This is a genomic window from Saccharomonospora halophila 8 (assembly GCF_000383775.1).
Lineage (GTDB): Bacteria > Actinomycetota > Actinomycetes > Mycobacteriales > Pseudonocardiaceae > Saccharomonospora > Saccharomonospora halophila.
Genome location: NZ_KB912526.1, coordinates 16,430 through 27,393, shown reverse-complemented (window position 1 = coordinate 27,393; position 10,964 = coordinate 16,430). Strand labels below are relative to the sequence as shown.

The 10,964-nt window shown below is 72.0% G+C and carries 10 protein-coding genes; 7 read left to right on the top strand and 3 right to left on the bottom strand.

Annotated features, from left to right (window positions below):
* Positions 1–66: 66 nt before the first annotated feature.
* Positions 67–726, bottom strand: coding sequence for a response regulator (locus tag SACHA_RS0108175; protein WP_019808711.1), 660 nt, complete (start codon positions 724–726; stop codon positions 67–69).
* Positions 727–888: 162 nt separating this feature from the next.
* On the opposite strand from SACHA_RS0108175, the gene SACHA_RS0108170 reads away from it, so the two are divergent.
* Positions 889–1,665 carry a DUF427 domain-containing protein gene (locus tag SACHA_RS0108170; protein WP_019808708.1) on the top strand — a complete coding sequence of 259 codons (777 nt, stop codon included), beginning with the start codon at positions 889–891 and terminating at the stop codon, positions 1,663–1,665.
* Between the two features lie 89 nt (positions 1,666–1,754).
* Here SACHA_RS0108170 and SACHA_RS23345 read toward each other — a convergent pair whose 3' ends face one another.
* Together SACHA_RS23345 and SACHA_RS21000 are read right to left on the bottom strand one after the other, a co-directional pair.
* Entirely contained in the window at positions 1,755–1,958 is a 204-nt protein-coding gene (locus SACHA_RS23345) for a hypothetical protein (RefSeq protein ID WP_019808706.1), read from the bottom strand.
* Positions 1,955–3,697: an FAD-dependent monooxygenase gene (locus tag SACHA_RS21000; protein ID WP_019808704.1), complete on the bottom strand. Its 1,743-nt coding sequence runs from the start codon at positions 3,695–3,697 to the stop codon at positions 1,955–1,957. The genes SACHA_RS23345 and SACHA_RS21000 overlap by 4 nt, the downstream gene beginning before the upstream one ends.
* Before the next feature lie 134 nt (positions 3,698–3,831).
* Here SACHA_RS21000 and SACHA_RS0108160 point away from each other — a divergent pair, with 134 nt between their 5' ends.
* The 6 genes from SACHA_RS0108160 to SACHA_RS0108135 all read left to right on the top strand — a co-directional run bounded on the left by SACHA_RS0108160 (position 3,832) and on the right by SACHA_RS0108135 (position 10,713).
* The gene (locus tag SACHA_RS0108160) at positions 3,832–4,527 is read left to right on the top strand and encodes an IclR family transcriptional regulator (protein ID WP_019808702.1); all 696 of its coding nucleotides are present in this window, start codon (positions 3,832–3,834) and stop codon (positions 4,525–4,527) included.
* Between the two features lie 116 nt (positions 4,528–4,643).
* On the top strand, positions 4,644–5,588 hold the full coding sequence (locus SACHA_RS0108155) for a LysR family transcriptional regulator (RefSeq protein ID WP_019808700.1): 945 nt from the start codon (positions 4,644–4,646) through the stop codon (positions 5,586–5,588).
* Positions 5,589–5,860: 272 nt separating this feature from the next.
* Positions 5,861–7,048, top strand: coding sequence for an acyl-CoA dehydrogenase family protein (locus SACHA_RS0108150; protein ID WP_019808698.1), 1,188 nt, complete (start codon positions 5,861–5,863; stop codon positions 7,046–7,048).
* The gene (locus SACHA_RS0108145) at positions 7,048–8,262 is read left to right on the top strand and encodes a CaiB/BaiF CoA transferase family protein (protein WP_019808696.1); all 1,215 of its coding nucleotides are present in this window, start codon (positions 7,048–7,050) and stop codon (positions 8,260–8,262) included. The genes SACHA_RS0108150 and SACHA_RS0108145 overlap by 1 nt, the downstream gene beginning before the upstream one ends.
* A 70-nt stretch (positions 8,263–8,332) precedes the next feature.
* Positions 8,333–9,502 (top strand): mandelate racemase/muconate lactonizing enzyme family protein, encoded by a 1,170-nt coding sequence (locus SACHA_RS0108140; protein WP_019808694.1) that lies wholly within the window; start codon positions 8,333–8,335, stop codon positions 9,500–9,502.
* Positions 9,503–9,504: 2 nt separating this feature from the next.
* Positions 9,505–10,713 carry a CaiB/BaiF CoA transferase family protein gene (locus SACHA_RS0108135; RefSeq protein WP_019808692.1) on the top strand — a complete coding sequence of 403 codons (1,209 nt, stop codon included), beginning with the start codon at positions 9,505–9,507 and terminating at the stop codon, positions 10,711–10,713.
* The last annotated feature ends 251 nt before the right edge of the window (positions 10,714–10,964 follow it).

The following is a 10,964-nucleotide window of genomic DNA, read 5'->3' as shown; positions in this document are numbered from 1 at the left end:
TCGCCCTGCCACTGCACGGGCGGGGCGGGACGGACGGGTAACGGCGGGCCTGGTGTCCGGCCCCGCTCAGGTCTGTGTCCCGGTGCCGGTGCCGGTGCGGTGCCGGGCGACCCAGGCGGCGGCCTGGGTCCGGCGGCGCAGGCCGAGCTTGGACAGCAGCGAGGTGACGTAGTTCTTCACCGTCTTCTCGGCGAGGAACAGCCGCTCGGCGATCTCCCGGTTGGACAGCCCCTGGCCGATGAGTTCGAGCACGCTGCGCTCACGGTCGCTGAGCGCGTCGAGCTCGTCCGGCGGCGCGGGGCTGCGCACCTTCTCCAACAGCCGCGTCGTCGTCAGCGGATCCAGCAGGGACCGCCCGGCCGCGACTTCGCGCACCGCGTGCACGACGTCCTGGCTGCGCACCTGCTTCAGCAGGTAGCCCGACGCCCCGGCCATGATCGCGCCGACCATGGCCTCCTCGTCGTCGAACGCGGTGAGCACCAGGCACGCGGGCGGGCTCGCGGAGCCCCGGAGTTCCCGGCACAACGTCACGCCGTCGGTGCGCCCGTCGCCGAGCCGCACGTCCACCACCGCCACGTCGGGCTCCACGTGCAGTGCCACGGCCCGTGCCTCATCCGCGCCGCCCGCCTCGGCGACCACGGTGATGTCCGACTCGTCCTCCAGCAGGTCCCGCAACCCGCGGCGCACGACCTCGTGGTCGTCGACGAGCAGCACCTCGATGGCCATGTGTCGAGCCTACGTCGCCACGGCCCGCGCACCGTCCCGCGCCGGGCGTGGTCCCGGCCACGTGCGTCGGCCCCGGGACATGACGACAATGGTGTGACGGCACGCACGATCCGCCGATGCGCCACAGCCGGAGGCGGACGACGACGAGCGACGGAGGTCGCGATGACCACGCACACCACACCCACCACGTCCGCCCCCGACCACTCCGGCGACGTGCGGAACCGGAACCGGGGCCGGGTGGAGCGGCACGACAAACGGGTGCGCGCCGTGTTCGCCGGGCACGTCGTCGCGGACACGACCAGGCCGCTGCTGGTGTGGGAGGTGCCGTACTTCCCGACCTACTACCTGCCGCGCGACGACGTCCGCACCGGGCTGCTCGAATTCACCGACCGCACCCGCACCTCGCCGACCAGGGGAACCGGCCGGATCGGGCATCTGCGGCTCGGCGCGCACACGGCGACCGACGCGGTGACGGAGTACCCCGAGTCACCGATCGAGCTGTTACGCGACCACGTCCGCCTCGACTTCGGCGCGATGGATGCCTGGTTCGAGGAGGACGAACAGATCTACACCCACCCGCGCGACCCGTACGTGCGCATCGACATCCTGCCCAGTTCCCGGCACGTGCGTGTCGACGTCGACGGGGTCACCGTCGCGGACACGCGGGGCGCGCGCCTGCTGTTCGAGACCAACCTGCCCACCCGGTACTACCTGCCGAAGCCGGACGTCCGCCTCGACCTGCTGGAACCGAGCGACACCGTCACCCACTGCCCGTACAAGGGGCAGGCCGAGTACTGGTCGGTGCGGGTGGGCGAAACCCCGGTGCCCGACCTGGTGTGGTCGTACCCCACGCCGCTGCCGGAGAGCGAGCGCATCGCCGGTTTCGTCTGCGTCCCCCAAGAACACGCGGAGGTCTCTGTGGACGGTGTCCGGGTGTAGCTGGGCCGCGCGGGCGGTCCGGGGCGAGTAGCGCAGTGCCCCGGGTGGCATGCCGAGGCAGAGGCGGACCCGAGGCGTACTCCGCCATGCTAGCTCTCCCGTGCCTCGGCGACGAGGGCGGTGAGGTCCCCGGTGTCGAGGTGGTCGAGTGCGGTCAGCAGGACGAGCCGGGTCAGGAAGGCCTCCCGCTCGGACTCGGGGACCGCGTCGATCGCCTCGCTGAGGGTGCGCCAGACGGACTCGGCGTGCGGGACGGAGCGTTCGGACTCGGGCGTGGATCCCGTGATGGTCATCGGTTTCCTCCCTGCAGGATGTGGTCGGCCAGGGCGTCGGCGGAGCCGAGGTGGCCGGGGTCGGGCAACCGCGCCAGCAGCAGGCCGTCCGGACGGAGGACGAACACCTCCCCGGGCTCGGCGCCGAGGGCGCTTTCGAGGTCCCCGTCGGAGGGGCCGAGCAGGCGCTCCTCCGGATGGGCGGTGTCCGGTGCGCGCCCGTCCCCGGAGCACGTCACCAGCGCGCGTACTCCCACGGCGGGGGCGAGTCGCGTGCGCAGTGCCCGGGTGAACCCGGTGAGCGCGCCCGGTTCGGTGCGCACGCCGAGCACGGTGAGATCGGGGCCGCGCTCGACGTTGAGGCTGGACGGGACCGGCCCGTCCGGGGACAGGGCGGCCAGGACGCGGTCCGGGACCGGATCCCCGGGTGCGGGGCCCGGCCGGTCCACGGCCGCGGCCGGTGTCGACGGTCCGGACGGCGGTGCCGTCGAGGGTGCCGTCGAGGGGGCCGTCAGCGGGGAGGTGCGGCTGTGGGTGGCGCTCGACTGGCGTGGATTGATCAGGTGCCGCAGCACCGGGCGGCGGTTCGCCAGCGAGAGCACGGCATCGCGGGTCATCGTGTATCCGGGAGTGCCGGGCGTCATGAACAGCGTGCTCTTCTCGGCCTGTTCGACGTTCTGGCACCAGGCGTCGCGGCGCTCGGCCGCGTAGGTCCGCAGCAGCGCGGGATCGGCCGTGCCGGTGACCACCGGGGCCAGCATCCAGGCCAGCGTGTCGGCGTCCTCCAGTCCGGAGTTCAGACCCCGGACGCCGAAGATCGGGACCAGGTGCGCGGCGTCCCCGGCGAACAGGACACGGCCGTGGGCGTAGGAGTCCAGCGACAGCGAGTGCGCCCGGTAGAGGCTGGACCATTCCAGCGTCCACGGCTCGGTGTTGCCCAGCCAGTCCAGATGCCGGGTGATCCGCTCGCGGATGCGCTCCTCGCCGGACTCGGTCTCCGGGTCGTCGTCCGGGCCGAGCTGGTAGTCCACCCGCCAGATGTCGTCCGGCTGCCGGTGCAAGATGATCGTGGAACCGGGGTTGCTCGGCGGGTCGAACCACACGCGGCGTTCGGTGGACAGCGGGCTGCGCCAGTGGATGTCGGCGATGACGTAGCGCCCCTCGTAGCTCGTCCCCGTCAGGGACAGTCCGAGTGACTCGCGCACGGTGCTGCGGGCGCCGTCCGCGGCGACCAGCCACCGGGTGCGCACGTCGCGCTCCCCGTCCGGGGTGTCGACCCGCACGGTGACCACGCCGTCGTCCTCGGTGCAGTCGCGCACCCGGCACTGCCAGCGCACGGTGCAGCCCTCGGTCCGGTCGATCTCGTCGACCAGGATCTGCTCGGCCACGGACTGCGAGATGTTGACCATCGGAGCGCGCACGTCCCCGTCGGTGTGCGGCATCTCGAACGACAGCACCTCGGTGTCCCGGTGGAAGCTGCGTCCGGACGTCCACGGCAGCGAGCGCGCGGCGAACTCCGCGCCGACCCCGAGGCGTTCAAGCACTTCCAGGGAGTGCCGGGACAGGCAGATCGCGCGGCTGCCGTAGGACACCGAGTCACCGGCTTCGAGCACGGTGACCGCGACACCGCGCCGGGCCAGGCCCAACGCCAGGGCGAGCCCGACCGGGCCCGCCCCGACGACCACGACGCTCTCGGGGTCGGTGTCCGGTGGCGACGGGGGGAACGGGGTGAAGGGGTAGCGACGCGCGGTGAAGTACACAGCAACCTCACTGTTGCAATTATAGAGACAGCGTGTTACGAATCTGTGCGGTACTATCGGGCCGTGTCGCGGCCGGTGTCAAGACCGCCGGGGCGAACCCGGCGCGCGGAGCACGGCGATTCCCGGGAGGACGCATGGCCGAGGGGCGTAGGGCCGACGGGGCGCAGACGCTGGAGCGCGGGCTGCTCGTGCTGCGGATGCTCGCCGAGAGCCCCGGCGGTCTCACGGCCGGTGAGGTCGCCCAGCGGATGGAAGTGCACCGGTCGATCGCCCACCGGCTGCTGACGGCGCTGACCAGGCAGGACTTCGCCAACCGGGACGCGCAGAACCGCTACCACGCCGGGCTCGCGTTCTTCACGCTCGCCGAACGGGTCCGTCCCCGGCTGCTCGACCTCGCCCACCCGGTGCTGCACGAGGTCACGGGCGAACTGGATGCCACCGCCTGCCTGGTCGTCGCCGACAACGACCACGCCGTGGCCGTCGTGGTCGTCGAACCCTCCGGCCCCGGTCCCCGCTTCTCCTACGACGTCGGCAATCGGGACCCGCTGGACCGCGGTGCGGCCGGCCTCGCCCTGCTCGCCGCCGGGCCACCCCGGGACGGCGAGCCCGAACGGGTCCGGCAGGTGCGCGAGACCGGGCACCTCGTGACGCACAACGAGGTCGTCGACGGCGCCTACGGCATCGCCGCACCCGTCGCCACACCCCCGGGGGAGCGGGCCGCCGCGGTGAACGTCATCACCCATCGCGCCGACCTCGCCGACCGTGCCATCCCGGTGGTGACCCGGGCCGCGGAACGCATCACGCGGTCGCTGCGCGGGGCAGGCGCCTGACCCGCACGCCGCGTCGCGTCACCGTTCGTGTGGGATCCGTGCGTTCCTGTGACCAGGAGCGTTGTCGCGAGACGGCGGGGCCGCCCCCGGGCGGTGCCGACTATGGTTCTCAAACGATGGCGCCGCACAACACACCCCCCGCGTTCACCATGCGGCAACTGTCCGCGTTCGTGGCGGTCGCCGAGACCGGCACCATCAGCGGGGCCGCCGAACGGCTGTTCATCTCCCAGTCCGCGGTGTCCATGGCGATCACCGAACTGGAGAAGGCGCTGCGGGCGCAGCTGTGCGTACGGCGGCGGGCGCACGGGGTGCAGCTGACGCCCACCGGGGAGGCCGCGCTCGCCCGTGCCCGCGCGATCCTGCACCAGTCGGCCGAGCTGGAGTCCGAGCTCGGCGGCGTCCGGGGTGAGCTCACCGGGCCGATCTCGCTCGGGTGCTACCCGACCGTCGGGCCGACGGTCCTGCCGATGCTGCTGTCCGAGTTCACCACCCGCCATCCCGGTGTGTCCGTGGAGTTCCACGAGCGGACGCTCGACCAGCTACAACGCGGGCTGGAACGCGGCGAGCTGGACACCGTGATCGCCTACGACCTGGACCTGCCCGAGCGGTGGCGCACCGCGGTGCTGACCGAGCGCCGCCCCACCGTGCTGCTTCCCGGCGCGCATCCGCTGGCGCACTCGGATGAGCCGCTCGACCTCACGGCGCTGGCCGCCGAGTCCATGGTGCTGCTGGACACCTCACCCAGCTCGAACCACGCCATGCGGATGTGCGGCCGGGCCGGGTTCACCCCGCGGATCTCCTACCGGACCTCCAACTTCGAGACCGTCCGCGCCCTGGTCGGTCGCGGGCTGGGCTGGACGCTGATGCTGCAACGGCCGCGTACCGCGATCACGTACGAGGGGATGGAGGTCGTCTCCCGCGAGGTCGCCACCCCGGCGCTGGACCCGGTGGCGCTGGTCATCGCCTGGCAGCAGGACGCCATGCTCAGCCGGGTGGCCCGCGAGTTCATCCGCTTCGCCGCCGCCCGCACCGACGAGTACGAGGCCCATGAGCTGCGCTGAGCAGGCTTCTTCGATCCGGCTGAACAATATGTGCACTTTCCTGTGCTATTCAACGGATGGGCGTTTTCGACATACTCATCAACCGTAGGTGACGGTGCCCACATCGACCACGGGAAGTGCGGATCGCATTACCGGGGGCACCGGGAGTCGAAAAACAGCGCGCGCCGTGGAATGCGGGCACGACCGGCGTTTCCCGCAACCGCCGAAAAACCGCACGCGAACGCATCCGGCGGATGCTCCGCGCGGCGGGAATGCGCCGAAAGGAGATCCGAATGACCGAGACACCGGAGACGGTCCGTCCGCCCGTGCTCTTCGACGACGAGTACGAGGAGTTCGCCGGGTGGGTGCGCGGATTCGCCGCCCCGTACAGCGAGGGCTACCTGGCCCGTGCGCACAGCGCCGAGTTCCCCTGGGAGACGGCCCGGCGGATGGGCGCGCAGGGGTTGCTCGGTCTCGGCACCTCGGAGAAGTTCGGCGGACAGGGTGTCCTCGGCGACGAGCTGACCAAGGTCCACCTCGGCATCGCCCACGAGGAACTCGCCTACGCCGACTTCTACCTCTCCCAGCTCGCCTACACCAGCAACCTCACCGCGCCGCTGCTGGAACGCTTCCTGCCCGCGCACGTCGCCCAGGACTGGGTGCCCGGCATCGTGCGCGGGGAGCGCGTCGTCGCGCTCGGTCTGACCGAACCCGGCAGTGGCTCCGACGCGGCGGCGATGCGGATGCGCGCCCGGCGCGCCGACGGCGGGTGGGTGCTGAACGGGGAGAAGACCTCGATCACCTTCGCCCCGCACGCCGAGGCGATGATCACCTTCGGCCGCGTGGCCGATGACGGCGACGGCGCGGGCGGGATCACCGCCTTCCTGGTTCCGCTGGCGACCGCCGGGGTCGGGATGCAGACCTTCGACGACGTCGGCTGGAAGCCGCTCGGCCGCGCCGGGGTGTTCCTGGACGACGTGTTCGTGCCGGACGAGTTGGTCATCGGCGGGGTCGGCAACGGGTTCCGGCTGGTCATGAGCGAGTTCGACTACACCCGCTCGGTGATCGGCCTGATGTCCTCCGGCGTGGCCCGCAAGGCCCTCGACCTGAGCATCGAGCACGTGCGGCAGCGCGAGGCCTTCGGCCGCGCCGTGGCGCACAACCAGGGCGTGTCCTTCCCGATCGCCGAGCACGCGACCACGCTGGAGGCCGCGCGCTGGCTGACCTACCGCGCGTTGTCGCTGGCCGACGCGGACCGGCCCTTCACGAAGGAGGCCGCGATGGTGAAGTGGTGGGTCACCGACGTGGCGATCAAGGCGATCCGGGACTGCATCGTCCTGCACGGGCACAGCGCCTACTCCGAGGAACTGCCCTTCCAGGCGATGCTGCGTGACGTCTCCGGGCTGGAGATCGGCGAGGGCACCCCGCAGATCCAGAAGGTCGTCATCGGCCGGTCGCTGCTGGGCAGGGAGTTCCGCTGATGCCCGCCGAGCGGACCACCTCCGGACGGCGCAGCCTCGACGGGCTGCGGATCATCGACCTGACCCAGGCGCTGGCTGGCCCGTTCTGCACGTCCCTGCTGGCCGACCACGGCGCGGACGTCGTCAAGGTCGAACCGCCGCGCGGTGACATGCTCCGCGCCAGCGGCCCGTACAGCGCCGACGACGACACCCGGGCCTACGGCGGGGTGTTCCAGTCGGCCAACCGGAACAAGCGCAGCATCGTGCTCGACCTCAAGACCGGGGCCGACCGTGCGGTGCTGTTGCGCCTGGTGGACGGGGCCGACGCGCTGGTGGAGAACTTCAGTGCCGGGGTGATGGACCGGCTCGGCCTGAGTTACGAGGAGCTGTCCCGGCGCAATCCCCGGCTCGTCTACACCTCGATCCGCGGTTTCGGCGACGCGCGGGGCGGGGAGAGTCCCTACGCCTCCTGGCCCGCCTTCGACATCATCGCCCAGGCGATGGGCGGGCTGATGAGCATCACCGGCCCGGACGAGCACACCCCGGTCCGCGCCGGGTCCGGTCTCGGCGACACCATCCCGGCGCTGTTCGCCGCGTTCGGCACGATGACCGCGCTCTGGCAGGCCCGGACGTCCGGGCAGGGCCAGTACGTCGACGTCGCGATGGTGGACAGTGTTCTGGCGCTGTCCGAGGTCGTGGTGAACACCTACGCGCACACCGGCGAGGTGCCCGCGCCCAGCGGCAACCAGCTCGCGGGCTTCGCCCCGTTCGACACCGTCCGGGCGAAGGACGGCGTGGTCACGCTCGGCGCCCCGCACAATGCGCAGTGGCGCAAACTCTGCGGGATCATGGGCCGTCCCGAGCTGGTCGAGGACCCGCGGTTCGCCACCGACCACGCCCGCTGGGAGAACCGCGCGGCCGTCTACGCCGAGGTCGAGGCCTTCACCCGGACACACACCGTGGCCGAGCTGATCGACCTGCTCGGCGGGAAGGTCCCGCTCGGGCCCATCCACGACGCGGCGGACATCTTCGCCGACCCGCACTTCGCCTCGCGGGAGATGCTGCCGCGGGTGGAGCAGCCGGGCACCGGCCGGGAGGTCGCCGTCCCCGGGGTGGCCGCCAAGCTGTCCCGCACCCCCGGCGCGGTCCTCCACCGGGCACCGCTGCTCGGCGAGCACACCGGGGAGATCCTCGCCGAACTCGACCGGGGTGGCGACTCCGCGACCGCCCCCTGAACCGCCGCGCTCCCCGGAACCCGCACTCCGCGGTGCCCCCACCCCCGCCTTTCCCGGAGGTCGACACCTCATGAAGATCAGCAAGGTCGAAGCGTTCCCGGTCACCACGCCGCTGCACAAGCCGTTCGTGATGCCGGGGACCCACATCACCGGAATCGACAGCGTCGTGGTGAAAATCCACACCGATGAGGGTCTCGTCGGTTTCGCCGATTCCGGCGACACCTCCACCTGGTACCGGGGGGAGACCCAGGAATCGATCATCGGAATGCTCTGCGAGCACATCGCGCCCCGATTTCTGATCGGTCAGGACCCACGGGACATCGAGAAGATCGTCGGATGGATGGACCTGTTCGTCCGGGACAACAACCAGGCCAAGGCCACCGTCGACTTCGCGCTGCACGACCTCAAGGGCAAGATCCTGGACACGCCCGTCTACCAGCTGCTCGGCGGCCGGTGCGCCGAGGCGTCGGTGCAGGGCTGGGTCGCCTCGGCCGGGTCCCCGGAGCAGGTCGTGCCGGAGGCGCTCACCGCGCTGGAGAAGGGCTTCTGCCTGATCAAGCTGAAGACCGGGCACGGCACCATCGACGACGACGTCGCCACGGTCCGTGCGGTCCGTGAGGCGGTCGGGGACGACGTCCGGCTGACCGTCGACGTCAACGGGTTCTGGAACTACGACCAGGCCCTGAAGACGCTGCGCAGGCTCGACGCCTACAACCTCGAATGCGTCGAGCAGCCGCTGCCCCATTGGGACATCGAGGGGCTGGCCCGGCTGCGGGACCGGATCGGCACCCCGGTCTTCGCCGACGAGTCCGCCCAGGAACCGCACCACCTCAAGGAGATCATCGACCGTCGTGCCGCCGACGGGCTGTTCATCAAGATGCAGAAGGCGGGCGGTCTGCTCAAGGCGCAGCGCTGGTTGACCCTGGCCCGGCTGGCGGACCTGCCGGTGATGAGCGGCTGCATGATCGGCTCGGGACTGGAGGCCAGTCCCTCGGCGCACCTGATGGTCGCCGACCAGTGGGCCTCGCAGTTCACCCACGAGAACCTCGGGCCGCTGATCATCCACGGCCGGTGGGACACCGACGGGGAGCCGGTCACCGAGGACATCGCGCGCAACGTCCCGGTGTTCGCCGACGGCAGGCTCTACCCGAACGAGGGCGCGGGCTTCGGCATCGAGCTGAACGAAGACTTCCTCGCGCGCAACATCACCCGGGACAAGACCAGCCGGGTGGTGCGCTGACGATGGCGGACCCGACGACCGGACCGACGACCGGACCGACGGCCGGGCGCACCGGACCGCTGGCGGGCCTGCGGGTGGTGGAACTGGCCGGGCTCGGCCCGGCCCCGTTCGCGGCGATGTTCCTGGCCGACCAGGGAGCCGACGTGGTGCGCGTCGAACGCTCGGGCGCGGGTTTCACCATGCCCGTCGACCCGCACCGGGACACCCTGCAGCGCGGCAAACGCCTGCTCGGCGTGGATCTGAAGCACCCCGGCGGCGCCGAGGTCGTGCTGGGCCTGGCCGAACGCGCCGACGTGCTGCTGGAGGGCTACCGGCCCGGGGTGGCCGAACGGCTCGGGGTCGGCCCGGACGACTGCCGGGCACGCAACCCCGCGCTGATCTACGGCCGGATGACCGGGTGGGGGCAGGACGGCCCGCTGGCGCAGCGGGCCGGGCACGACCCCAACTACCTCGCGCTGACCGGGGCGCTGCACGCGATCGGCCGGGAGGGCGGGCCGCCGCAGCTCCCGTTGAGTCTGGTCGGTGACTTCGGCGGCGGGGCGATGTACCTCGTCTCCGGGGTGCTCGCCGCGCTGTGGGAGGCCACCCGGTCCGGGCAGGGACAGGTGGTGGACGCGGCCATCGTCGACGGGGTCTCGCACCTGATGGCCTCGCCGTACTCGCTGCTGGCGGGCGGGGCGTGGCGGGACGAGCGGGGCACGAACCTGATCGACTCCGGGGCCCCGTTCGTCGACGTCTACGCCACCGCCGACGGCGGCCACATGGCCGTGGCGGCCCTGGAGGCCCCGTTCTACGCCGAACTGCTCGCCGGGCTCGGCCTCGCCGACGACCCGGACCTGCCCGGGCAGTGGGACCGTCCACGATGGCCGGTCATGCGCGCCCGGCTGGCCGGGGCCTTCGCCACCCGCACCCGCGACGAGTGGGCCGGGGTGTTCACCGGGGTCGACGCCTGCGCCTACCCGGTGCTGTCGCTGACCGAGGCGCCGCGCCACGAACACCTGCGCGCGCGGGGCACGTTCGTCGACCGCGACGGCCATCCCGAACCGGCACCCGCGCCGCGGTTCAGCCGCACCCGCACCACCCTTCCCTCCTCCCCACCCGCGCCCGGGGACGACGACCCCGCACGGGTCCTCGGCGACTGGGACGTGCCCCGTGCGGCGGAGCTGCTCACGGGCGGCGCCGTCGCCCCCGCCACGGAAGGAGATCACTGAACGCGGGGGAGAGCGCCCCCGCACGGACGGACACCACGTCCCCCCACACACGAGAACCCGGACCGTCATGGCAAAGGAGCCGACAATGGGTCTGCTCGACGAGAGCATCTTCAACGGCCGGATCCACACCGCGGGCTGGATCCGCGGTGGCGGCGGTGAACATGAGGTCACCGCCCCCGCCACGGGCACATCCCTGGGCAGCGTCGGGATGGCCGACGCCGGGGACCTGTCCCGGGCCACCGAACGCGCCG

Bases quoted from the DNA above. Each gene is read 5' to 3' on its own strand.
- SACHA_RS0108150 (WP_019808698.1), top strand. From the start codon at position 5,861: ATGACCGAGACACCGGAGACGGTCCGTCCGCCCGTGCTCTTCGACGAC.
- SACHA_RS0108155 (WP_019808700.1), top strand. From the start codon at position 4,644: ATGGCGCCGCACAACACACCCCCCGCGTTCACCATGCGGCAACTGTCC.
- SACHA_RS0108145 (WP_019808696.1), top strand. From the start codon at position 7,048: ATGCCCGCCGAGCGGACCACCTCCGGACGGCGCAGCCTCGACGGGCTG.
- SACHA_RS0108135 (WP_019808692.1), top strand. From the start codon at position 9,505: ATGGCGGACCCGACGACCGGACCGACGACCGGACCGACGGCCGGGCGC.
- SACHA_RS0108160 (WP_019808702.1), top strand. From the start codon at position 3,832: ATGGCCGAGGGGCGTAGGGCCGACGGGGCGCAGACGCTGGAGCGCGGG.
- SACHA_RS0108140 (WP_019808694.1), top strand. From the start codon at position 8,333: ATGAAGATCAGCAAGGTCGAAGCGTTCCCGGTCACCACGCCGCTGCAC.
- SACHA_RS23345 (WP_019808706.1), bottom strand. From the start codon at position 1,958: ATGACCATCACGGGATCCACGCCCGAGTCCGAACGCTCCGTCCCGCAC.
- SACHA_RS0108175 (WP_019808711.1), bottom strand. From the start codon at position 726: ATGGCCATCGAGGTGCTGCTCGTCGACGACCACGAGGTCGTGCGCCGC.
- SACHA_RS0108170 (WP_019808708.1), top strand. From the start codon at position 889: ATGACCACGCACACCACACCCACCACGTCCGCCCCCGACCACTCCGGC.